Raw genomic sequence first — 21,574 nt, 5'->3', positions numbered from 1 at the left:
GCTGGTCAGCCCCGCTTCAGGAAGTCGATGCAGCTGCGGTTGAACAGGTCGGTGTGCTCCACCTGCACCCAGTGGCCGCAGCGGTTGATCATGATGAAACGGGCCTGGGGGGCGTGGTCAAGGATCTTCATGGCGCCGCTGGCCGGGTTGAAATTGTCGTTGGTGCCCCAGAAGCCGAGGATCGGGCACTTCAGCTCGTGGAGGCGTTCCGTCATGTCGGGCACCATCATCGTCGAGAAAAGGTTGGCCGGCTGGGTAGCCGCCACCGCCGCGCGCTCGGCCAGCAGGGCGTCGTCGAGCAGGGACGCATCGTAGAGCTGGAGCGCCATCACGTGGCGCATCTGCGCCACCCCCATGGGGCCGGCGGCATAGGTTTCCACCATGCGCTTGATGCCCTCCATCCGGAAGTAGGTTTCCCGCGCCTCCACACCCCCCGGGGCCATCAGGATCAGGCCTTCGACCAGATCCGGCCGGGCCAGCGCCTGGCCCAGGGCGATCGCGCCGCCCAGGGAGTTGCCCAGCAGGGTGCAACGCTTCACTCCGATCACCTCCAGGAAGGCCGACAGCCGGGACACGAAGAAGTCCAGGTTGTACTGGGCGTCGGCCGGCTTGTCGGAGCGGCCGAAGCCGGGCAGGTCCAGCACGATGTTGCGAAAGCCCGCAGCGGCAAAGGCCGGGTAGTTGCCCTTGAAGTTGCTGTGGCCGCTGGCCCCCGGCCCGCTGCCATGCAGCCATACCACCACCGGCCCCTGGCCCGAGTCCAGGTAGTGCAGGCGCATGCCGTTCGGCAGTTCGGCGTAGCGGTCGAGGGGGAGGGGAAGGTCCTGCAGGGTCATCGCTCATGTCTCCTGGTAGTCAATCGCCCGAGGGACGGGCTCCGGTAGCGATGCTCCTCCGGACCTGCGGGCCGCGGCATCGTCCGTTCAGACCAGCCGGGGGCGCTGCCGGCAATCCCGTCGAACTTAGTCTTTCCGGACGATGTTGCGCGGCGCGGGCAGGCGAATGATGGGCAGCGAGAACCTGAAAGGGGCGCCCACAGCCCCGCCCACCGCAACCTGCACCACAGACCGGGGAGACATGTGCATGAGCGCAAATGATGCACCACCGAATTTGACCGATCCGAACCAGGGCTGCGTGCCCCGGGAAGTCACCCAGGCGCGCCTGGACCGCCGCGCCGCCGCCAGCGCCCTGATCAAGCCGGGCGACCTGTACACCCTGGCCGACCGGGTCGAGGAGATGGCCGCTCGCCAGGGCGGGCGCCCCTTCCTGCTGCATGGCGGGCAGCGCTTCAGCTACGCCGAGCTGGATGCCCGTGCCAACCAGGTGGCCCACGCCGCCTTCGCCCGTGGCCTGCGCCCGGGGGATGTGTGCGCCCTGGCCATGGAGAACCGGCCGGCGTTCTTCTTCACCTGGTTCGGGCTGGTCAAGCTGGGGGTGGTGGTGGCCTTCATCAACACCCAGGTCAGCGGCCGCCCGCTGGTCCATGCGCTGGAGACCACCCGCGCCCGGGCCGCCGTGGTCGGTGAGGAGTGCCTGGCCAACTTCGTTGCCACCGAAGGCCTGCCCGAGCTCTACCTGTGGTGCCTGGCCGATGTCGAGAAGCCATACCTGGGCCACGGCAGCGGCATCGCCGACAAGACCTTTGACGCCGATGTGGCGGCCGCCCCGCGCAGCGCCTTCCCGCGCAGCCACCGTGCCGCCATCACCGCCGAGACCCCGACCCTGCTGATCTTCACTTCCGGCACCACCGGCCTGCCCAAGGCGGCCCGCTACAGCCACATGCGCTGGCTCAGCTCCGGCGACGTGATGGAGGTGACCATCGGGGCCACCCAGGACGACGTGTTCTATTGCTGCCTGCCGCTCTACCACGGCGCCGCCGCCACCTCCGTCACCTCCACCGCGCTGCGCGCCGGCGCGGCCATCGCCCTGCGGCGCAAGTTCAGCACCCGGGAGTTCTGGAAGGATGTGCGCGACCAGGGCATCACCGTGTGCCAGTACATCGGCGAGATCTGCCGCTACCTGATGAACCAGCCGGCCAGCCCCGACGACCGCCGGCACGGCCTGCGCTGCATGATGGGCGCCGGGCTGACACCGGAGATCTGGCAGCGCTGGATCGAGCGCTTCGGCAGCGTGCAGATCTTCGAAGGCTGGGGCTCCACCGAGGCCAACACCGCCCTGATCAACGTGGACAACCGCATCGGCTCCTGCGGTCGGGTGCCCTACTGGGAGAAGACCAACTTCCGCTTGGTGCGCTACGACATCGAGAGCGACACCCACCCGCGCGACGACCGCGGCTTCTACCTGCTGTGCAAGCCTGGCGAGGTGGGGGAGGGGCTGGGCTACATCGTCAATCACCCGCAGATCGGCGGCGGCCGCTTCGAGGGCTATACCTCCGCCGAGGCCACCGAGAAGAAGATCCTGCGCAACGTCTTCCAGCGAGGCGACGCCTTCTGGAGCTCCGGCGACCTGCTGCGCTACGACGAGGACGGCTACTTCTACTTCGTCGACCGCATCGGCGACACCTTCCGCTGGAAGAGCGAGAACGTGTCCACCCAGGAGGTGGCCGACGCCCTGTCCGACTGCCCGGGGGTCGAGCTCATCAACATCTACGGCGTGCAGGTGCCGGCCCACGAAGGCCGCGCCGGCATGGCCGCCATCGTCATGCAGCCGGGCCGGACCTTCGACCCGGCGGCCTTCTACGCCCTCACCGAGGCCCGCCTGCCACGCTACGCGGCGCCCCAGTTCGTGCGCGTCTCGCGCGAGGCCGACATGACGGCCTCCTTCAAGCTGCGCAAGGTGGACCTGCAACGCCAGGGCTACGACCCGACCGCCTTCGACGACCCGCTGTATGTGCGCGACGAGGCGCAGGGCGGCTACGTCCCCTGGTCCGAGGACGTGCTTGCCCGGGTGGGCTACGCCCCGTTCCGGGCGCAGCCGGAGGGGTGAGGTCGGGGTCGGCCGCCTAGTCCGTTTGGACGATGCCGGGCCCGGCGCCCCGCCGCAATCTGCCAGAACACAAACCCAGCGCAAAACCAGCGCCAAAACACTAAAGTGCCCTCAAGGGGCCGGAGGAGATCACATCATGTTCATCAAAGCCTGCGCCATCAGCGTTGCCCTGAGCTGCCTGGGGATCAGCGCCTTCGACAGGAAGTCCGACGCCGCGAATGGCTGCAAGGGGGCCGACTCCCAGTGCCCCCCCGTCCAGGCCGTCGCTTCCGGCACCCACCACATGTATGCGGCGCTTATGGCCCGCTAGCACCGCCTTCCTTGTCCCGTGGACTCCCTCCTGCCTCTGGGGCACGAGGGAGTTCGTGCGTTCACGGCCGGGCCGGTGCGCGGCAGGGCATGCCGCAGCCGGCCTAGTCGATTTGAACGATTTCCCCCGCATCGCCCTGTGGCATCGTGCAGCCATGGACCGGCCGCTGCCGGCTGAACAACAGAGGTGATGCACACATGGCACTCAAGGGAAACGCTGCAATCGTCGGTGCGGCACAGTACAGGCCGGAGAAGTATCAGACCGCACCGCGCATGTTCCACCTGGAGCAGGTCGCCGACCTGGCTTCGCGGGCCCTGGCCGATGCCGGCCTGAAGGCGGATGACATCGACGGGTTGGTCATCAACGGCCCGCAGTTCCACGAAGCCTCGGTCTTCGTGCCGGCGATGGCGGCTGAATACCTGGGACTCAACCTGAATTTCGCCGAGGTGGTGGACCTGGGCGGCTGCACCTCCGTGGCGATGGTGTGGCGTGCCGCGATGGCCATCGAGATGGGCCTGTGCCAGGCCGTCCTGTGCGTGCTGCCGGCCCGCATGGCGCCGCTGGGGCCCGACGAGGACCCGGCCTGGATGGCCCGGGCCATGCGCTATGGCGGCCACAGCACCGCCTTCGGTGCGCCAGAGGCGGAGTTCGACCTGCCCTACGGCCACATGGGCCAGAACACCGGCTACGCCATGATCGCCCAGCGCTACGCCGCCCAGTACGGCTACGACCCGCTGGCCATGGCCAAGATCGCGGTGGACCAGCGCAGCAACGCCCTGGCCAACCCGGACGCCATGTTCTTCGGCAAGCCCCTCAGCGCCGAGGAGGTGCTGGCCAGCAAGATGGTGGCCGACCCGCTGCGCGTGCTCGAGATCGTCATGCCGGTGGCCGGCGGTGCGGCGGTGATCGTCGCCTCGAAGGAGCTGGCCGCCAAGGCCAGCCACCGCGGCGCGGTGATCAAGGGCTTCGGCGAGCACCTGAGCTTCAAGTCGCCCACCTACGCCGCCGACATGACCCGCACCCCCATCGGCCCCGCCGCCGCCCGCGCCTTCGCGATGGCCGGAATCAAGCCCGCCGACGTGGATGCCGCGCAGATCTACGACTGCTACACCATCACCGTGCTGCTGACCCTCGAGGATGCCGGCTTTGCGCCCAAGGGCGAAGGCATGCGCTGGGTGCGCGAGCACGACCTGACCTGGCGGGGCGACTTCCCCATGAACACCCACGGCGGCCAGCTGAGCTTCGGCCAGGCCGGCAGCGCGGGCGGCATGTCCCAGGTCATCGAGGCCTTCACCCAGATCTCCGGCCGCGCCGGCGAGCGCCAGCTCAAGCGCTGCGACACGGTGTTCGTATCCGGCACCGGCGGCGTGATGAGCGAGCAGGGCGCACTGATTCTCCAGGGAGCTTGAAGCATGTCCACCAACAAACCCATGCCCGCACCGACCGACATCTCGGCCCCCTTCTGGGACGGCCTCAAGCGCGGCAGCCTCACCATTCCCCGCTGCAACAGCTGCGGCCACTGGATCTTCTACCCGCGCCGGCACTGCGACAAGTGCTGGTCCCACGATGTCGCCTGGCATGAGGTGAGCGGTGCCGGCAGCCTGTACACCTACACCCTGACCCGCATTCCCACCCTGCCGGACTTTGCCGACGAGATGCCTCAGGCGCTGGCCGTGGTGGAACTGGACGAAGGGGTGCGCATCAACACCACCCTGGTCGGCCTGGCCGAGGATGAAATCCGCGTCGGCATGCGCCTCAAGCCCGTGTTCGACCGGGTGCGTGACGACGGCAGCACGCTGCTGCGCTTCACGGGTACCGACAAGACCATCACGCCCAGGGGCCAGGCGCCCGCCACCGAGCAGCCGGCCTCCCCGGCGCCCGCCGTCACCGTGGTCAAGGTGCCGCTCAGCGACGAGGCCGCCCTGCAGGCCCTGGTCAGCGACAGCTTCACCCCGTGGAGCAACGAGGTGGTGGTGGACCAGGCCCTGATCGACGAATTCGCCCGCCTCTCCGGCGACGACTACTGGATCCACACCGACCCGGACAAGGCCCGCAAGCAAGGCCCCTTTGGCGGCACCATCGCCCACGGTGCGCTGGTGCAGGTGCTGCAGTCACGCATGAAGATCCCGCTCGGCTTCGAGATCACCGGCTTCACCAACATGGTCAACTACGGCTCCGACCGCCTGCGCTTCCCATCCCCCGTCCCCGCCGGCGCCCGCATCCAGGCCCGCGCCCGGGTCAAGCGGGTGGAGCGGCTGAAGAGCGGCACCCAGCTCACCCTGGAGGTGCATACCCACGTGGTCGGCGCCGAGCGGCCCAGCGTGATCAATGATCTGGTGATCCTCTACATGTAAGGCCCGGCCGCCTCCTTCGTTTCCCCCGTTGTTGTTCCGTTGTCCTCCAACTTTGCGCCAGCCTCTTGAGGCTGGCGTTTTTTTCATCGCAAACCGGCCCGGGATCCCGCTGCAGCTGGCTTGAGCTCCTTGCGCCGGCAAGCGCTGCATGCGTACTGGTATCCAGGCGTCGGGGCCTGTGCGGGGCACTGTCAGGTCTCCCGCATCAGGGCCTTGGGGACTTCGCGCGGAGAAATCAGCCCCGGTTCGGCCACCACTAGAACGGGCCACTCGACGCCGTCAATGAAGCGACATTCGACCGGGAGTACGACCTCTTCCGGCGTCCAGCCCTGCGGCTGGAAGTGGAATACCCACCGGCCACGCAGGGGTGTCGTGACGATGGCCTTGTAATAGGTCGTTTCCGAAGACTCCTCGATCGAGATCTGGGCTGTGCCCTCACATCGATCATCGCTATCGATGCCCTGGATGGCCCGTCGAATGTGAGGCATGCCCTGAAAAACGACCGCTGCAAACAGCAGGAGTCCCGCGCCGATGGGGATCAAGCCGTACTCACGCAGGGTGAATGCCTTGTAGAAGACGATCAGGGCGGGCACGACGAACATGCCCTGTGCAGCCAGGCCCACCCAGGATCTGCCCATGCTCCGCAGTGTTTCGAGCTGCTCTTCCTGTGTTGAATCACGCATCAGGGACCCGGGCCGTCAATCGATCTTCTTGAGATAGACACCGTATTCCACTCCATGGATAGAAGGTGCTTGCGACATTATTTGAAAACCCATACGTAAATACATGGGCAAGGCCACCTGCATGATTTCGCTGGAGTGCAAGGCAAAAACCTGTGCCTTGTCGCGCCTGGCGCGCTGCAGACACTTCTCGGTCAGTGCCCGTCCAATGCCCAGGCCACGAAAATCCGGTGACACGACCAGCATTCTCATGATTGGCCATTCGGCTTGGAAAAAGTCGGCCTTGGGCATGCCTGGCCCGATGTACACCACCGCGCCAACGATCTGTCTGTCGATTTCGGCAACAAGCAATTCCCCAGCGCCAGCCAGGGATGACATCCCGGCAATTCTTGTTTTGAAAGCTGGCCAATCGTCGTAGGCGTTCTGGAATTGCTCGAATGCCTTCACGGCCAGGGCATTGACGCTCAAGGCATCGGCAGGAGCAAATTCGCGGATATTCACAGTCATGTTCTGGTGCCGCGTTTGGAAGCGCGATATTCCTTTGTCCGCGCGTTGCGCGTCAAGACGGTTGTCGCCACGCACCAGGCTGTCCTCACGTTTCCTGCGCTGCGATGCCGGCACGACGCAGCCCCACGCCTTGATCCCTGATCCCTGATCCCGGCCCGCCGGGCCGTGGCCTGGCGCCGCTAGTCTCAACGGACGATGAGGCCTGCGCGCCCAGTTCGCACAATGCTCTCCACACATCCGAGAACCCTAGGGGAGCAGACATGATCGATATCCGCGGCCTGGCCTATTTCGTGACCGAGATCGACCAGCTGGACGAATGGCGGCGCTATGCCGAAGACGTGCTGGGCATGATGACCGCGCCGGCGCCGGGGGGCGGGCTCTACGTCAAGATGGACGAGCGCCCCTTCCGCATCCTGGTGGTGGAGGGCGCCCAGCGCCGCTACGTCGCATCCGGCTGGGAGGTGGCCGGCGAGGCCGCCTTCAAGGACGCCCTGGTCGCGCTCGGCAACGCGGGCGTCGGCTATGAGCTGGCCGCCCCCGAGCTGTGCCGCCAGCGTGGCATGCAGGCCATTGCCCTGCTCACCGACCCCTCGGGCAACCGCCACGAGCTGGGCTGGGGGCATCTTTCCGACTGCCAGCCCTTCGTCTCGCCCCAGGGCGTGCCGCGTTTCCTCACCGGCGGGATGGGCATGGGCCACACGGTACTGCCGTCCCCCAACTTCGACGCCTCGGCGGCCTTCTTCCGGGATGTGCTCGGTTTCGGCCTTTCCGACATCTTCAATTTCCGCCCGGACCCGGACGGCCCGGCGATCCGCATCCACTTCCTCCACTGCAACAACGCCCGCCACCACAGCCTGGCGATCGCCGAGTACCCGGTGCCCAGCGGCTGCGTGCATGTGATGGTGGAGGTGGATTCGATGACCGAGGTGGGCCGCGCCCACGACCGCATGACGGCCCGCCAGGTGCCCATCTCGGCAACCCTCGGCCAGCACCTCAACGACCGCATGACCTCCTTCTACATGAAGACCCCGTCCGGCTTCGACCTGGAGTTCGGCTGCGGCGGCCTGCAGGTGGATTGGGCCGGGCACAGCCCCTTCGAATTCACCCGCGTCAGCATCTGGGGCCACGACTTCAGCGCCGGCCAGCGGCAACAGGCCTGACCCGGCCTCCCCACCCAAGCAAGGACCCGACATGAACAAACAGATGACGGCGGCGGATGCCGTCGCCCGCCTGCGCGACGGCATGACCGTCGGCTTCGGGGGCTGGGGCCCCCGTCGCAAGCCGATGGCCATCGTCCGCGAGATCCTGCGCTCCAGCCTCAAGGACCTCACCGTGGTGGCCTACGGTGGCCCCGAGGTCGGCATGCTGTGCGCCGCCGGCAAGGTGAAGAAGCTGGTCTTCGGCTTCGCCACCCTCGACGCGATCCCCCTCGAACCCTGGTATCGCAAGATCCGCGAGAGCGGCAGCCTGGAGCTGATGGAGCTGGACGAGGGCATGTTCCAGTGGGGCCTGCGCGCCGCTGGCATGCGCCTGCCCTTCCTGCCCACCCGCTGCGGCCTGGCCACCGACGTGACCCGCCTCAACCCGGAGATCCGGACCATCCGGTCTCCCTATGAAGATGGCGAGACCCTGCTCGCCATGCCGGCCCTCAAGCTGGATGCGGCGATCCTCCACGTCAACGTGGCCGACCGCCTCGGCAACACCCTGGTGACTGGCCCCGATCCCTATTTCGACCACCTCTTCGCCCGCGCCGCCGAGGCCTGCTACGTGTCCGCGGAGCGGGTGGAGGAGCGCCTGCAGCTGGACGCCGCCCAGGCCCGCTTCAACACCTTCGAGCGTTACCTGGTGAGCGGCGTGGTGGAGGCCCCCTGCGGCGCTCACCCCACCTCCTGTCCCTCCGACTACGGCTGGGACATGAGCCACTTCAAGCGCTACGTGGCCAGCGCCACCGAACCCGGCGGCTGGCAGGCCTACATGGAGGAATTCGTGCAGCCCGGCGAAGCCGCCTACCAGGACCGCAACGGCGGTATCGAACGCATGGCCGGGCTGCCCCTGCCGGTGTTCTGAGGAGACCAGACATGAACGAAAACACGCCCTTCACCCTGGCCGAGCTGATGATCGTCGCCGCCTCGGAAGCCTGGCGCGACAACGGCGAGGTGCTGGCCTCCGGCCTCGGCATCATTCCCCGCCTGGGCGCCGGCCTGGCCAAGTTGACCCACAGCCCCGAGCTGCTGATGACCGACAGCGAGGCCTTCCTGGTCGAAGATCCCATCCCCGTCGGCCCCCGCGGTGACTACGTGCCGAAGTACAGCGGCTACATGTCCTTCGAGCGGGTCTTCGAGTGCGTGTGGGGCGGCCGCCGCCACGCCATGGTCGGCCCCACCCAGATCGACCGCTGGGCCCAGACCAACCTGTCCTGCGTGGGCGACTACCGCCAGCCCAAGGCGGCCATGCTGGGGGTGCGCGGCCTGCCCGGCAACAGCATCAACCACATCAACTCCTTCTTCGTGCCCAACCACAGCCCGCGCGTCTTCGTGGCCGGCGAGGTGGACATGGTGTCCGGCGTCGGCTTCAAGCCCGAGCGCTGGGACGACGGCGTGCGCCGCGACCTGATGGACATCCGCGTCGCCGTCACCGACCTGTGCGTGATGGACTGGCAAGGCCCCGGCAACAGCGCCCGGGTGCGCAGCCTGCACCCCGGGGTGAGCTTCGAGGAGGTGCAGGAGAAGACCGGCTTCCCGCTGCTCAAGGCTGAGGGCCTGGGCGAGACGCCGCATCCCGGCGCTGCCCAGTTGGAGATCATCCGCCGCCTCGACCCCCACGACCTGCGTGCCGCCCAGCTCAAGGGCAACCCGCCGGGCATCCGCCCGGCCGCCTGAGGCCGGCGCGACCAGGAGACATCCATGAACGCCCCCAGCAGCGCCGAAGGCTTCGTGTCCCGCCAGGACACGGCCCACTACGAGACCGGCGAACCGGTGAAGTACGCCGTCGCCGACGGCATCGCCAGCCTCACCATGAGCCGGCCGGACTTCAACAACGCCCAGAACTCCCAGATGACCTACGCCCTGGACGCCGCCTTCCGCCGGGCGGTGGACGATGACGCGGTGAAGGTCATCGTGCTGCGCGGGGAGGGCCGGCACTTCTCCGCCGGGCACGACATCGGCACCCCGGGCCGCGACATCAACAAGCCCTTCGAGCGGGTGCACCTATGGTGGGACCACACCAACAAGCCCGGCGGCGAATACCTCTACGCCCGTGAGCAAGAGGTCTACCTCAACATGTGTCGGCGCTGGCGGGAGCTGCCCAAACCCACCATCGCCATGGTGCAGGGCGCCTGCGTGGCCGGCGGGCTGATGCTGGCCTGGGTGTGCGACCTGATCGTTGCGAGTGACGACGCCTTCTTCCAGGATCCGGTGGTGCGCATGGGCATCCCGGGGGTGGAGTACTTCGCCCACCCCTATGAGCTGAATCCCCGCATCGCCAAGGAGTTCCTGATGACCGGCGAGCGCATGGGCGCGGAACGGGCTTACCAGATGGGCATGGTGAACCGGGTCGTGCCGCGGGCCGGCCTGGAGGAGGCCACCTACGCCCTGGCCGCCCGCATCGCCAGCCAGCCGCGCATGGGCCTGGCCCTCACCAAGCAGGCCATCAACCACGTGGAAGACCTGCAGGGCAAGCGCAGCGCCATGGACGCCACCTTCGCCTGGCACCACTTCGCCCATACCCACAACGAGCTGATCTCCGGCGACCGCCTCGGCGGCTTCGACGGCAAGGCCATGGCCGCCGCCAACAAGCGTGCGGCAGAAAAGGACGAAGCATGAGCACGGACATGAGTCCCCTGCTGCGTACCGCTGCGACCGAGAGGCTCGGCTGCCGCTACCCCATCGTGCAGACGGCGATGGGCTGGGTGGCCGACGCCGGGCTGGTGATCGCCACCACCCGGGCCGGCGGTTTCGGCTTCCTGGCCGGCGCCACCATCGCCGCCGACCAGCTGGAGGCGGAGATCAGGAAGGTGATCGCCGCCACCGGCGGCAGCAACTTCGGCCTCAACTTCCACATGTTCCAGGACAACGCCGCCCAGTGTGTGGACCTGGCCATCCAGTACCGCCTCAAGGCCGTCAGCTACGGCCGCGGGCCGGACAAGCAGACCATCGCCCGCTTCAAGGCAGCCGGCGTGCTGTGCATCCCCACCGTGGGGGCGGTCAAGCACGCGCTGAAGGCTGTCGAGCTGGGCGCCGACATGATCACCATCCAGGGGGGGGAGGGGGGCGGCCACACCGGCGGCGTGCCTTCCAGCATCCTGCTGCCCCAGGTGCTCGACGCGGTGAAGGTGCCGGTGATTGCCGCCGGCGGCTATTCCACAGGGCGCGGCCTGGCCGGCGCGCTGGCGGCCGGCGCGGCCGGCATTGCCATGGGCACCCGCTTCATGATGAGCACCGATTCGCCCACCCCGCCGGCCACCCTGGCCCGCTACCTGAAGGTGGACGACCCGCAGCAGATCCGCGTGACCCTGGCGGTGGACGGCATGCGCCACCGCATGATCGACAACCCCTTCATCCGCCGCCTGGAGGCCGCCAGCCCGCTCGGCCGCCTGCGCATCGCCCTGAAGAGCGCATGGCAGTGGAAGCAGCAGACCGGCATGAGCCTAGGCCATATGGTCGATGTGCTGCGCCGGGCCATCCGCGAGGATGCGGGTGCCGTGTCCCAGACGGTGATGTCCGCCAACCAGCCGGTGCTGCTGCAGCGCTCGATGGTCGAGGGCGTCCCCGACGAGGGCATCCTGCCCAGCGGCCAGGTGGCCGCGGCCATCGGCGAGCTGAAGAGTGCCCGGCAGGTGGTCGAGGAGATCGCCACCGAGGCCGAGGCCTGCCTGGCCGCCCTGTACGGGCGCCTGGACAGCGGCAGCGACACAGATCGCGACAGCACCCCCCGACAAACCCCATCCTCCCTGGAGACCGCAACGTGACGCAGGCCTTCCGTATTTCCATCGACGCCGGCATCGCCGAGCTCGTCATCGACAAACCGCCGGTCAACGCCCTCGACAGCGTGGAGTGGTTCGCCCTGGCCGGCCACCTCGACGCCCTGGGCGCCAACCCGGAAGTCCGCGTCATCGTCATCCGCGCCGAAGGGCGGGGCTTCTGCGCCGGTGTGGACATCAAGGAGCTGGACGCCCACCCGGAGCGCATCGTGGCCGTGAATGGCGGCAACTACGCCACCTTCAAGGCAGTGCACCGCAGCCCCGTGCCGGTCATCGTGGCCGTGCATGGCTTTGTGCTGGGCGGCGGGATCGGCATCACCGGGGCGGCCGACATCGTGGTGGCCTCCGACTGCGCCACCTTCGCCCTGCCCGAAGTCGACCGCGGCGCGATGGGCGGCGGTGCCCACCTGCAGCGTCTGTTTCCGGTGCAGAAGGTGCGCTACCTGTTCTTCACCGGCGACAAGATCGGCGCCCGCGAGGCCGAGCGCTACGGCTTCATCGAGCGGGTGGTGCCCCGCGCCGGACTGCGCGATGCCGCGCTGGAGATCGCCCGCAAGATCGCCGCCAAGAGCCCGGCCATGATCCGCATCGCCAAGGAGGCCCTCAACGGCATCGAGGACGGCAACCTGGAAGACAAGTACCGCTGGGAGCAGGGCTTCACCCTGCAGGCCTACACCAGCCCGGATTCCGCCGAAACCCGCCGCGCCTTCGTCGAGAAGCGCGACGCCACCTTCTGAGGCGCAGCCATGGATCTTGCCTACACCCCCAAGCAGAAGGCCTTCCGCGCCGAGCTGCGGAGCTGGCTGGCGCGCAATGTGCCCAAGGCGCCGCTGGCCAGCTACGACACCCGCGAGGGCTTCGAGCAGCACCGGGAATGGGAGCGCCGCCTCTTTGAAAGCCGCCTGTCCATGGTGATGTGGCCGGAGCATCTGGGCGGGCGCGGCTGCGACCTGATCGAATGGCTGATCTTCGAGGAGGAGTACTACGCCGCCGGGGCCCCGATGCGGGTCAACCAGAACGGCCAGCTGCTGCTCGGCCCGACCCTCATGGAGTTCGGCAGCGAGGCCCAGAAGCAGCGCTTCCTGCCGCGCATGGCGGCCAGCGACGACATGTGGGCGCAGGGCTGGTCCGAACCCAATGCCGGCTCCGACATGGCCGCCATCACCAGCAAGGCGACCCTGTCCGGGGACGGCAGCCACTACATCCTGAACGGCCAGAAGACCTGGTCCACCCGGGCCATTTTCGCTGACTGGGTGTTCGGCCTGTTCCGCAGCGAGGCCGGCTCCAGCCGCCACCATGGCCTGTCCTACCTGCTGGCGCCCCTCGATGCGCCGGGCGTGACCATCCGCCCGATCATCGCCCTCAACGGCAAGCAGGCCTTCGCCGAGATCTTCTTCGACGATGTCAAGGTGCCGGTGGACAACCGCATCGGCGAGGAAGGGCAGGGCTGGCACGTGGCGATGGCCACCGCCGGCTTCGAGCGCGGCCTGCTGCTGCGCTCGCCGGCCCGCTTCCAGGCCACTGCCCGCAAGCTGGTGGCCCTGTACCAGGCCAACCGGGACAGCGCCGACCGGGATCCGTCGATCCGCGACGCTGTCTGCGAAGCCTGGATGGGCGCCGAGGCCTATGCCTTGTCCGCCTATCACACGGTGGGGAGGCTGGCCAAGGGCGCGAAGATCGGCGCCGAGGCCAGCACCAACAAGATCGTGTGGTCCGAGCTGGACCTGAAGATGCACGAAACCGCGATGCGCATCCTCGGCGCCCGCGGCGAGCTGCTGGCCGAGGCCCCGGACGCCGGGACGGACGCCGCGGGCTGGCTGGATGGCTTCCTGTTCGCCCAGGCCGGGCCGATCTACGCCGGCACCAACGAGATCCAGCGCAACATCATCGCCGAGCGGATGCTCGGCTTGCCCAAATCCTGAGGCCGGCCATGGACTTCACCTTCAACGACGACCAGCTCACCTTCCGGGAGGCGATGAGCCGCTTCCTGATGACCGAAGCCGCTCCCGAGATGCTGCGGGAGATCTGGGAGACCGACCCCGGCCGCTCCCCCGAACTGCGCGGCAAGCTGGCCGAGCAGGGCCTCACCGCCCTGTCGGTGCCGGAGGACTGCGGTGGCCTCGGCATGGACGACGTGGCCTGGTCACTGATGACCCAGGAACTGGGCTACTACGCCATCCCCGACTCCCTGGCCGACACCGCCTATGTGTCCGCGGGCCTGCTTGCCGCGCTGCCCGCCGGCAGTGCCGGGCGCGAGGAAGTCCTCGGCCGCATCGCCGCCGGCAACGTGCGCATCGCCATCGGCCATCCGGTCAACCCCCTGGTGGCCGACGCCGCCACCGCCGACCTGCTGCTGCTGCCCCATGGCGACGAGGTGCACCTGGTGCCGCGCGCCCTGGTGGACGTGACGCCCAACCCCAGCATCGACCTGTCGCGCCGCCTGGCCAGCCTGGCCTGGGAGCCCAGCTCGGCCACCCGCATCGCGGCCGGCGAGGCCGGGCGTCGCCTGTGGGCCGAAGCCCTGGACCGCGGCACCCTGTCGGTGGCCGGCCAGCTCCTCGGCCTGGCCCAGCGCATGCTGGACCTGGCGGTGGACTACGCCGCCCAGCGCAAGCAGTTCGGCAAGCCCATCGGCAGCTTCCAGGCGGTCAAACACCACCTGGCCGACGTGGCCACCCGCATCGAGTTCGCCAAGCCGGTGCTCTACCGGGCCGCCCACGCCCTGGCTCATGGCGGGGCCGACGCGCCGGTGCATGCTTCCCACGCCAAGCTGGTGTGCGGCGAAGCCGCCTGGCTGGCGGCCCGCCACGGCATCCAGGTGCATGGGGCCATGGGCTACACCTGGGAGGTGGATCTGCAGATGTTCATGAAGCGGACCTGGGCCCTCGATGCGTCCTGGGGCGACCGCGGTTTCCACAAGTCACGGGTGGCCGAGTCCATCCTCGCCGACGGCGCCGCCATCGGCCCCGGCCACACTTTCGAGGTGCAAGCATGATCAAAGCCCCCACCAACCAGGCCTCCACGAACCAAGCCTATATCGTCGACGCCCTGCGCAGCCCCACCGGCCGGCGCAAGGGCGGCCTGTCCCACGTCCATGCCATCGACCTGGGCGCCCATGTGCTCAAGGCCCTGGTGGAGCGCAACGCCATCCCCGCCGAAGACTACGACGACGTGATCTTCGGCTGCGTGGACACCATCGGCTCCCAGGCCGGCGACATCGCCCGCACCGCCTGGCTTGCCGCCGGCCTGCCGCTCAACGTGCCCGGCACCACCGTGGACCGCCAGTGCGGGTCGAGCCAGCAGGCCCTGCACTTTGCCGCCCAGGCGGTGATGAGCGGCACCCAGCACGTGGTGGCGGTGGGCGGCGTGCAGACCATGACGCAGATCCCCATCTCCTCGGCCATGCTGGCCGGCCAGCCCCTGGGCTTCCCCGACCCCTTCTCGGGCAGCAAGGGCTGGCGGGCGCGCTTCGGCGACCAGCCGGTCAACCAGTTCTACGCCGCCCAGCGCATCGCCGACCATTGGGGCATCCGCCGTGCCGACATGGAGGCCTTCGCCCTGGAGAGCCACCGCCGTGCCCTGGCCGCCATCGAGGCCGGTCACTTTGCCCGGGAGATCGTGCCGCTCGAAGGCGTCGAGCGGGACGAGACGCCCCGCGCCACCACCCTCGACAAGATGGCCGCCCTGGAGCCGGTGGGCGCCGACTACCCGTCCATCACCGCCGCCGTGTCGAGCCAGACCTGCGACGCCTCGGCCGCCCTGCTGGTGGTGTCGGAGGCTGCGCTGAAGCGCTACGGGCTGACTCCGCGGGCGCGCATCCACCACCTCAGCGTGCTCGGTGACGACCCGATCTGGCACCTCACCGCACCCATCCCGGCCACCCGGGCGGCCCTGAAAAAGGCCGGCATGAGCCTGTCGGACATCGACAGCGTGGAGATCAACGAGGCCTTCGCCTCGGTGGTCATGGCCTGGCTCAAGGAGACCGGCTACGACCCGGCCCGCACCAACCCGAATGGCGGCGCCATCGCCCTCGGCCACCCCCTGGGCGCCACCGGTGCGCGCCTGATGACCAGCCTGCTCCACGAGCTCGAGCGCACGGGCGGCCGCTTCGGCCTGCAGACCATGTGCGAGGGCGGCGGGCAGGCTAACGTGACAATCATCGAGAGACTTTGAGGCGCCGCATGCGGCTACTGCGCGGCCCGATCTCGCGACTGCGATGCTCGCCGTACTCATGTACGGCTGCGCTTCTCCTCGCGACCTCGGGCCGCTCGCTACGCCGCCTGCACCACCTCGACCAGAATTGAATTGGAGACTGAGAATGGGTATTTGTGAAGGACGTAGCGTCATCATTAGCGGCGCCGGCGGCGGGCTGGGGCGGGCGTATGCGCTGGCCTTCGCCGCCGAGGGTGCCAAGGTGGTGGTGAACGACATCCGCCAGGCCGCCGCCGAGGCGGTGGTGGCCGAGATTGCCGCCACCGGCGGCCAGGCGATCGCCAACAGTGATGACATCACCCGCAGCGACAGTGCCCAGCGCATCGTCGATGCCGCCGTGGCGGCCTTCGGCGAAGTGCATGTGGTGGTGAACAACGCCGGCATCCTGCGCGACCGCATGTTCATCAGCCTGTCCGAGGAGGACTGGGACGAAGTGATGCGGGTGCACCTCAAGGGCCACTTCTGCCTCGCCAATATCCTGGGCAAGCGCTGGCGTGACCAGGCCAAGGCCGGCAACAGGGTGGACGCGCGCATCATCAACACCAGCTCCGGTGCCGGCCTGCAGGGCTCGGTGGGGCAGTCCAACTACGCCGCGGCCAAGGGCGGCATCGCCGCGCTGACCCTGGTGCAGGCCGCCGAGCTGGCCCGTTACGGCGTCACCGCCAACGCCCTGGCCCCCGCCGCCCGCACCTCCATGACCGAGAGCGCCATGCCCGATGTGGTGAAGGCCCCCGAATCCGGCTTCGATGCCTGGGCCGCCGACAACGTGGCGCCCCTGGTGGTGTGGCTGGGCAGCAGCCGCTCCGCCCACGTCACCGGCCAGGTCTTCGAGAGCCAGGGCGGGCGCATCTCTGTATGCGACGGCTGGCGTACCGGCCCCCAGAAGGACAAGGGCGCGCGCCTCAGCGTGGCCGAGGTGGAGGATGTGGTGGCCACCCTGCTGGCCCAGGCGGTGCCGGCGCAGAAAGTCTGGGGGACCTGAGCATGGACGAAGGACACGTGGACACGGGTCGGCGCGGCTTCCTGCAAGGCGCCGCAGCCCTGGGGCTGGCGGCAGCCGCGCCCCAGGCCGCCACCGCCAGGTCGGCGACCCCCTACGAGGAGCGGGATGCCACCGACCTGGCGCGCCTGATCCGCGATGGCCAGCTCACCCCGGCCGAGCTGCTGGAATCGGCCATCGCCCGCGCCGAGGCCAGTGCGCCGCTCAATGCGGTGGCCGTCCGCCATTATGAAATGGCCCGCGAACGCGCCCAGGCCCTATCCCGCGCCGGCAGGGCGGAGCGCCTGGCCCGGCCCCCGCTGGCCGGTGTGCCCTTCGGCCTGAAGGATCTGCACCTGTCCCTCAAGGGCACGGTGACCACCCACGGCAGCGTGTTCTTCCGCGACGCCGTGGCCGACCATGACTCCACCCTGGTACAGCGCTACCAGGCCGCCGGCCTCAACATCTTCGCCAAGTTCACCTCGCCGGAGTTCGGCCAGACCGGCACCACCGAATCCCGCCTGTTCGGCGCCACCCGCAATCCCTGGAACCCGGCGCACAGCACCGGTGGGTCGTCGGGCGGCTCGGCAGCGGCCGTGGCGGCGGGCATCGTGCCGGTGGCCCACGCCAGCGACGGGGGCGGCTCGATCCGCATCCCGGCCAGCCACTGCGGCGTCTTCGGCCTCAAGCCGAGCCGCGGCCTGGTGCCAATGGGCCCCAGGGCGCTGGAGGGCTGGATGGGCTTGTCGGTGCACAACGTGATCAGCCGCAGCGTGCGCGATTCGGCCCTGCTGCTGCAGCTCAGCCAGGGCCCGGAGCCCGGCTCCCGGGTGCTGCCGCCGACCCATGATCTGCTCGCCGCCATCCGCAAGGCGCCAAGGGGTAAGGCGCCTGGTGGGCTGCGCATCGCCCTGATGGAGGGCAACCCCTTCGGCATGGGCGTGCACGCCGACTGCCTCGAAGCCGTGCGCAAGGCCGCCGCCCTGTGCGCCCGCCTGGGCCACCACGTTGAGCCCGCCGCGCCGCGCCTGCCCATCCAGGAGATGTTCGCCGGCATGGGCGTGATGACCGGCACCGGCATGCTCACCACCGTGCAGGCCCGCGAGAAGGCCCTCGGCCGCCCGGTGCGCGAGGATGAGCTGGAGCCCCTCAACTGGCGCAGCCTGCAGCTGGCGAAGGGCTACAGCGCCGAGCAGGTCTTCGCTGCACGCTCGGTGTTCGACCAGGCCAGCCGCACCCTCGATGAGTTCTTCGAGGGCTACGACCTGATCCTCTCCCCGGTCACCGCCGCGCCGCCGCCCCTGCTGGGCGAGCTGTCCCTGGCTCAGCCCTGGGAGCGCTTCGTGAAGGCCGCCGTGCTGGCCTCGCCCTTCACCGCCATCTTCAACATGTCCGGCCACCCGGCCATGTCGGTGCCCCTGCACTGGAACGCCGCCGGCCTGCCCATCGGCGTGCAGTTCGCCGGCCCCTTCGGCGGCGAAGCCCGCCTGCTGGCCCTGGCCGCCCAGCTGGAGGCCGCCGCCCCCTGGCGCGACCGCCGGCCGGCCTGACCCCCACAACGACAACGATTCCTCCAGGAGACAGATCCATGAGCCTCAACCCCCAATATGTTCCCAGCCACGGCCTGCTCAAGGGCCGCTCGGTGCTGATCACCGCCGCCGCCGGCGCCGGCATCGGCTTCTCGGCCGCCCGGCGCTGCGCCGAAGAAGGCTGCCGCGCCCTGATGATTTCCGACATCCACCCGCGCCGCCTCGAAGAGGCCGTCGCCAAGCTCAAGGAAGAAACCGGCCTCGCCGAGGTGTATGGCCAGCTCTGCAACGTGACCGTCGAGGAAGAGGTGCAGGCCCTGGTGGCCGCCGCCGAAGCCCGGCTGGGCGGTGTGGACGTGCTCATCAACAACGCCGGCCTGGGGGGCCAGAAGCGCGTGGTGGACATGAGCGACGAGGAGTGGAGCAGGGTGCTCGACATCACCCTCACCGGCACCTTCCGCATGACCCGCGCCATGCTTCCCGCCATGCAGGCGCGCGGCCGCGGGGCGATCGTCAACAACGCCTCCGTGCTGGGCTGGCGGGCCCAGAAGGAGCAGGCCCACTACGCCGCCGCCAAGGCCGGGGTGATGGCCCTGACCCGCTGCGCCGCGCTGGAGGCCGCCGAGTACGGGGTGCGCATCAACGCCGTGTCGCCGTCCATCGCGCTGCACGACTTTCTCAAGAAAGCCTCCAGCGAGGAGCTGCTGGCCCAGCTGGCCGGCCGCGAAGCCTTCGGCCGCGCCGCCGAGGTGTGGGAGGTGGCCAATGTGATGGTCTTCCTGGCCAGCGACTACGCCTCCTACATGGCCGGCGAGGTGCTGTCGGTCAGCTCCCAGCACGCCTGACGGAGGCCCCATGGCACACGTATTCAGCAGCGCGGCCGAGCTCCTGGCCGCCGCCGGCACCGACCTGGGGACCACCGACTGGCTGGAGATCACCCAGGAGCGGGTGAACCTGTTTGCCGACGCCACCGGCGACCACCAGTGGATCCACGTGGACCCGGCGCGCGCCAAGGACGGCCCCTTTGGCGGCTGCATCGCCCACGGCTACCTGATCCTGTCCCTGGTCAATCACTTCCTGCCCCTGCTGATCCACATCGACAACATGAAGATGGGTGTCAACGTGGGCACCGACCGGGTGCGCTTCCCGGCGCCCGTCAAGGTCGGCGCCCGCATCCGCGGCCGCGGCGAGATCCTCAAGGTCGAGGCGCTGGGCGAGGCGGTGCAATCCACCGTCCGCGTCAGCATCGAGATCGAGGGCGGCGACCGCCCTGGCTGCGTCATCGACACGATCAGCCGCTACACCTTCCACTCCACCGCTCCGGCGGTTTCCTGAAAGCACTGCCATGACCGAAGCCGTCATCGTCTCCACCGCGCGCACCGCGCTGAGCAAGTCCTTCCGGGGCTCCTTCAACGACACCGAGGCCCCCGTGCTGGGCGGCCACGTGGTGCGCGCCGTCGTCGAGCGGGCCGGCATCGAGCCGGGCGCCGTCGAGGACGTCATCATGGGTGCCGCCGTGCAGCAGGGCACCCAGGCCTACAACATCGGCCGCCTGTGCGCCTACACCGGCGGCCTGCCGGACAGCGTGCCCGGCATGGCCCTGGATCGCATGTGCGCCTCCGGCCTCATGACCATCGGTGTCGCCGCCAAGAACATCCTGGCCGGCGAGATGAAGATCGCGATTGCCGGCGGCGTCGAGTCCCTGTCCCTCACCCAGACCAAGCACAAGAACACCTACCGGGCCCAGTCCCTGGCCGTGCAGGAGGTGGTGCCCAGCGCCTACATCCCGATGCTGGAGACCGCCGAGATCGTCTCCCGCCGCTACGGCATCAGCCGCGACGCCCAGGACGCCTATGCCCTGCAGAGCCAGCAACGCACCGCCGCCGCCCAGGCCGCCGGCCTGTTCGACGCCGAGATCGTGCCCCTGGCCGCCCGCAAGCTCGTCTTCGACAAGGAAGGCAACCCGACCGGCCACGAAGACGTGACCGCCACCAAGGACGAATGCAACCGCGTCTCCACCACCCTGGAAGACCTGCAAAAGCTCAAGCCCGTGTGGAAGGACGGCAAATGGATCGCCCAGGGCGAGTTCATCACCGCCGGCAACGCCTCCCAGTTCTCCGACGGCGCCTCCGCTGCCCTGGTGATGAGCCGTGACGAAGCCGAGCGCAGGGGCATCGCCCCGCTGGGCATCTACCGGGGCATCAGCGTGGCCGGCTGTGCCCCCGACGAAATGGGCATCGGCCCCGTCTTCGCCATCCCCAGGCTCCTCGAGCGATTCGGCCTGGCGGTGAGCGACGTGGGCCTGTGGGAGATCAACGAAGCCTTCGCCTGCCAGGTCCTCCACTGCCGCGACACCCTGGGCATCCCCAACGAGCGCCTCAACGTGAACGGCGGCGCCATCGCCATCGGCCATCCCTTCGGCATGTCCGGCGCCCGCATGGTCGGCCACGCGCTGCTCGAAGGGCGGCGCAGGGGCGTGCGCTATGTGGTGGTGTCGATGTGCATTGGTGGGGGGATGGGAGCGGCGGGCTTGTTCGAGGTGTGCTGAGTACGGAGAAGGCCTGTTCCTGATGGGGCGGGCTGGCCGAACCTCCGGATTTCAGCGTATTGGCACCGGATTGCCGGAATCGAGATTTCGCTTGCCATATCACTTGGCAGCACGTATAACCAATTCTCGCGATTTCTAGTCGTGTTGTGATTTTGTTGGTCTAGCGTCCGCAGTCCTGCGGCGGCACCCCCCCATTTTTGCTTCGCCCTTTTGATCTCGCTCCATTCTGGGGCCATGCCCCGTCATTTTTCGGAGACTAAAAATATGACAAAAGGTACTGTGAAGTGGTTTAACGATTCCAAAGGTTTTGGCTTCATTACCCCCGATGAAGGTGGCGACGATCTCTTCGCCCACTTTTCCGCGATTCAGTCCGCGGGCTTCAAGAGCCTGACCGAAGGCCAGCGCGTCAATTTCGACGTTACGAATGGCCCGAAGGGCAAGCAGGCAAGCAACATCCAGATCGCCTGACTCTTGCGGCGACATTCAAGGCAGCTGAATCCTCTCGGCGGCCTGCGAGTACTTGTGCCGACA

22 protein-coding genes are annotated in these 21,574 nt (G+C 68.6%); 19 read left to right on the top strand and 3 right to left on the bottom strand.

Translation table 11 applies throughout. The features are described from left to right. Positions 1–5: 5 nt before the first annotated feature. Complete coding sequence (locus tag HHL15_RS20755) at positions 6–836, bottom strand: alpha/beta fold hydrolase (protein ID WP_169147726.1); 831 nt, start codon at positions 834–836, stop codon at positions 6–8. A gap of 247 nt (positions 837–1,083) precedes the next feature. On the opposite strand from HHL15_RS20755, the gene HHL15_RS20750 reads away from it, so the two are divergent. The 4 genes from HHL15_RS20750 (at position 1,084) to HHL15_RS20735 (ending at position 5,610) form a co-directional block, all read left to right on the top strand. After that, entirely contained in the window at positions 1,084–2,946 is a 1,863-nt protein-coding gene (locus HHL15_RS20750; protein WP_169147725.1) for a long-chain-acyl-CoA synthetase, read from the top strand. 136 nt (positions 2,947–3,082) lie between these two features. Continuing rightward, the gene (locus HHL15_RS20745; protein WP_169147724.1) at positions 3,083–3,256 is read left to right on the top strand and encodes a hypothetical protein; all 174 of its coding nucleotides are present in this window, start codon (positions 3,083–3,085) and stop codon (positions 3,254–3,256) included. A 197-nt stretch (positions 3,257–3,453) separates the two neighbouring features. Then, positions 3,454–4,665 (top strand): thiolase family protein, encoded by a 1,212-nt coding sequence (locus HHL15_RS20740; protein ID WP_169147723.1) that lies wholly within the window; start codon positions 3,454–3,456, stop codon positions 4,663–4,665. 3 nt (positions 4,666–4,668) lie between these two features. Then, positions 4,669–5,610, top strand: a complete 942-nt coding sequence (locus HHL15_RS20735; protein WP_169147722.1) for a bifunctional OB-fold nucleic acid binding domain-containing protein/MaoC family dehydratase — start codon at positions 4,669–4,671, stop codon at positions 5,608–5,610. A gap of 191 nt (positions 5,611–5,801) precedes the next feature. Here HHL15_RS20735 and HHL15_RS20730 read toward each other — a convergent pair whose 3' ends face one another. Both HHL15_RS20730 and HHL15_RS26605 read right to left on the bottom strand, forming a co-directional pair. Then, entirely contained in the window at positions 5,802–6,293 is a 492-nt protein-coding gene (locus tag HHL15_RS20730) for a hypothetical protein (RefSeq protein ID WP_169147721.1), read from the bottom strand. A gap of 15 nt (positions 6,294–6,308) precedes the next feature. Further along, entirely contained in the window at positions 6,309–6,872 is a 564-nt protein-coding gene (locus HHL15_RS26605) for a GNAT family N-acetyltransferase (RefSeq protein ID WP_206198890.1), read from the bottom strand. 185 nt (positions 6,873–7,057) lie between these two features. On the opposite strand from HHL15_RS26605, the gene HHL15_RS20720 reads away from it, so the two are divergent. The 15 genes from HHL15_RS20720 (at position 7,058) to HHL15_RS20650 (ending at position 21,511) form a co-directional block, all read left to right on the top strand. Beyond that, positions 7,058–7,957 (top strand): VOC family protein, encoded by a 900-nt coding sequence (locus HHL15_RS20720; RefSeq protein WP_169147720.1) that lies wholly within the window; start codon positions 7,058–7,060, stop codon positions 7,955–7,957. Positions 7,958–7,988: 31 nt separating this feature from the next. After that, positions 7,989–8,864 carry a CoA transferase subunit A gene (locus HHL15_RS20715; RefSeq protein WP_169147719.1) on the top strand — a complete coding sequence of 292 codons (876 nt, stop codon included), beginning with the start codon at positions 7,989–7,991 and terminating at the stop codon, positions 8,862–8,864. A gap of 11 nt (positions 8,865–8,875) precedes the next feature. Next, positions 8,876–9,676, top strand: coding sequence for a CoA-transferase subunit beta (locus tag HHL15_RS20710; protein WP_169147718.1), 801 nt, complete (start codon positions 8,876–8,878; stop codon positions 9,674–9,676). Between the two features lie 24 nt (positions 9,677–9,700). After that, a complete protein-coding gene (locus HHL15_RS20705; RefSeq protein ID WP_169147717.1) occupies positions 9,701–10,618 on the top strand; it encodes an enoyl-CoA hydratase in 918 nt (305 codons plus the stop codon). 8 nt (positions 10,619–10,626) lie between these two features. Further along, positions 10,627–11,763 carry an NAD(P)H-dependent flavin oxidoreductase gene (locus HHL15_RS20700; RefSeq protein ID WP_169147716.1) on the top strand — a complete coding sequence of 379 codons (1,137 nt, stop codon included), beginning with the start codon at positions 10,627–10,629 and terminating at the stop codon, positions 11,761–11,763. Then, the gene (locus tag HHL15_RS20695; protein ID WP_169147715.1) at positions 11,760–12,512 is read left to right on the top strand and encodes an enoyl-CoA hydratase family protein; all 753 of its coding nucleotides are present in this window, start codon (positions 11,760–11,762) and stop codon (positions 12,510–12,512) included. The genes HHL15_RS20700 and HHL15_RS20695 overlap by 4 nt, the downstream gene beginning before the upstream one ends. Positions 12,513–12,521: 9 nt before the next feature. Then, on the top strand, positions 12,522–13,697 hold the full coding sequence (locus HHL15_RS20690; RefSeq protein ID WP_169147714.1) for an acyl-CoA dehydrogenase family protein: 1,176 nt from the start codon (positions 12,522–12,524) through the stop codon (positions 13,695–13,697). Between the two features lie 8 nt (positions 13,698–13,705). After that, positions 13,706–14,770 carry an acyl-CoA dehydrogenase family protein gene (locus HHL15_RS20685; protein WP_169147713.1) on the top strand — a complete coding sequence of 355 codons (1,065 nt, stop codon included), beginning with the start codon at positions 13,706–13,708 and terminating at the stop codon, positions 14,768–14,770. Further along, positions 14,767–15,948, top strand: coding sequence for an acetyl-CoA C-acetyltransferase (locus tag HHL15_RS20680; protein WP_169147712.1), 1,182 nt, complete (start codon positions 14,767–14,769; stop codon positions 15,946–15,948). Before HHL15_RS20685 ends, HHL15_RS20680 begins: the two co-directional genes overlap by 4 nt. A gap of 145 nt (positions 15,949–16,093) precedes the next feature. Next, a complete protein-coding gene (locus HHL15_RS20675) occupies positions 16,094–16,969 on the top strand; it encodes an SDR family oxidoreductase (RefSeq protein WP_169147711.1) in 876 nt (291 codons plus the stop codon). Positions 16,970–16,971: 2 nt separating this feature from the next. Then, positions 16,972–18,516, top strand: a complete 1,545-nt coding sequence (locus tag HHL15_RS20670) for an amidase (protein ID WP_169147710.1) — start codon at positions 16,972–16,974, stop codon at positions 18,514–18,516. 38 nt (positions 18,517–18,554) lie between these two features. Beyond that, positions 18,555–19,340, top strand: coding sequence for an SDR family oxidoreductase (locus HHL15_RS20665; protein ID WP_169147709.1), 786 nt, complete (start codon positions 18,555–18,557; stop codon positions 19,338–19,340). A 10-nt stretch (positions 19,341–19,350) separates the two neighbouring features. Beyond that, positions 19,351–19,830 (top strand): MaoC family dehydratase, encoded by a 480-nt coding sequence (locus HHL15_RS20660; protein WP_169147708.1) that lies wholly within the window; start codon positions 19,351–19,353, stop codon positions 19,828–19,830. A gap of 10 nt (positions 19,831–19,840) precedes the next feature. Further along, positions 19,841–21,043: an acetyl-CoA C-acyltransferase gene (locus tag HHL15_RS20655; RefSeq protein WP_169147707.1), complete on the top strand. Its 1,203-nt coding sequence runs from the start codon at positions 19,841–19,843 to the stop codon at positions 21,041–21,043. Between the two features lie 264 nt (positions 21,044–21,307). After that, the gene (locus tag HHL15_RS20650) at positions 21,308–21,511 is read left to right on the top strand and encodes a cold-shock protein (RefSeq protein ID WP_169147706.1); all 204 of its coding nucleotides are present in this window, start codon (positions 21,308–21,310) and stop codon (positions 21,509–21,511) included. Positions 21,512–21,574: the final 63 nt, after the last annotated feature.

Origin of the sequence: Zoogloea dura (assembly GCF_012927165.1) — a bacterium.
Classification (GTDB): domain Bacteria; phylum Pseudomonadota; class Gammaproteobacteria; order Burkholderiales; family Rhodocyclaceae; genus Zoogloea; species Zoogloea dura.
This window is presented reverse-complemented; position numbering and strand designations above follow the sequence as displayed.

What these genes read in the sequence shown, in the direction of transcription:
- HHL15_RS20755 (WP_169147726.1), bottom strand. Translation starts at nt 836, where the DNA reads ATGACCCTGCAGGACCTTCCCCTCCCCCTCGACCGCTACGCCGAACTG.
- HHL15_RS20750 (WP_169147725.1), top strand. Translation starts at nt 1,084, where the DNA reads ATGAGCGCAAATGATGCACCACCGAATTTGACCGATCCGAACCAGGGC.
- HHL15_RS20745 (WP_169147724.1), top strand. Translation starts at nt 3,083, where the DNA reads ATGTTCATCAAAGCCTGCGCCATCAGCGTTGCCCTGAGCTGCCTGGGG.
- HHL15_RS20740 (WP_169147723.1), top strand. Translation starts at nt 3,454, where the DNA reads ATGGCACTCAAGGGAAACGCTGCAATCGTCGGTGCGGCACAGTACAGG.
- HHL15_RS20735 (WP_169147722.1), top strand. Translation starts at nt 4,669, where the DNA reads ATGTCCACCAACAAACCCATGCCCGCACCGACCGACATCTCGGCCCCC.
- HHL15_RS20730 (WP_169147721.1), bottom strand. Translation starts at nt 6,293, where the DNA reads ATGCGTGATTCAACACAGGAAGAGCAGCTCGAAACACTGCGGAGCATG.
- HHL15_RS20720 (WP_169147720.1), top strand. Translation starts at nt 7,058, where the DNA reads ATGATCGATATCCGCGGCCTGGCCTATTTCGTGACCGAGATCGACCAG.
- HHL15_RS20715 (WP_169147719.1), top strand. Translation starts at nt 7,989, where the DNA reads ATGAACAAACAGATGACGGCGGCGGATGCCGTCGCCCGCCTGCGCGAC.
- HHL15_RS20710 (WP_169147718.1), top strand. Translation starts at nt 8,876, where the DNA reads ATGAACGAAAACACGCCCTTCACCCTGGCCGAGCTGATGATCGTCGCC.
- HHL15_RS20705 (WP_169147717.1), top strand. Translation starts at nt 9,701, where the DNA reads ATGAACGCCCCCAGCAGCGCCGAAGGCTTCGTGTCCCGCCAGGACACG.
- HHL15_RS20700 (WP_169147716.1), top strand. Translation starts at nt 10,627, where the DNA reads ATGAGTCCCCTGCTGCGTACCGCTGCGACCGAGAGGCTCGGCTGCCGC.
- HHL15_RS20690 (WP_169147714.1), top strand. Translation starts at nt 12,522, where the DNA reads ATGGATCTTGCCTACACCCCCAAGCAGAAGGCCTTCCGCGCCGAGCTG.
- HHL15_RS20685 (WP_169147713.1), top strand. Translation starts at nt 13,706, where the DNA reads ATGGACTTCACCTTCAACGACGACCAGCTCACCTTCCGGGAGGCGATG.
- HHL15_RS20680 (WP_169147712.1), top strand. Translation starts at nt 14,767, where the DNA reads ATGATCAAAGCCCCCACCAACCAGGCCTCCACGAACCAAGCCTATATC.
- HHL15_RS20675 (WP_169147711.1), top strand. Translation starts at nt 16,094, where the DNA reads ATGGGTATTTGTGAAGGACGTAGCGTCATCATTAGCGGCGCCGGCGGC.
- HHL15_RS20670 (WP_169147710.1), top strand. Translation starts at nt 16,972, where the DNA reads ATGGACGAAGGACACGTGGACACGGGTCGGCGCGGCTTCCTGCAAGGC.
- HHL15_RS20665 (WP_169147709.1), top strand. Translation starts at nt 18,555, where the DNA reads ATGAGCCTCAACCCCCAATATGTTCCCAGCCACGGCCTGCTCAAGGGC.
- HHL15_RS20660 (WP_169147708.1), top strand. Translation starts at nt 19,351, where the DNA reads ATGGCACACGTATTCAGCAGCGCGGCCGAGCTCCTGGCCGCCGCCGGC.
- HHL15_RS20655 (WP_169147707.1), top strand. Translation starts at nt 19,841, where the DNA reads ATGACCGAAGCCGTCATCGTCTCCACCGCGCGCACCGCGCTGAGCAAG.
- HHL15_RS20650 (WP_169147706.1), top strand. Translation starts at nt 21,308, where the DNA reads ATGACAAAAGGTACTGTGAAGTGGTTTAACGATTCCAAAGGTTTTGGC.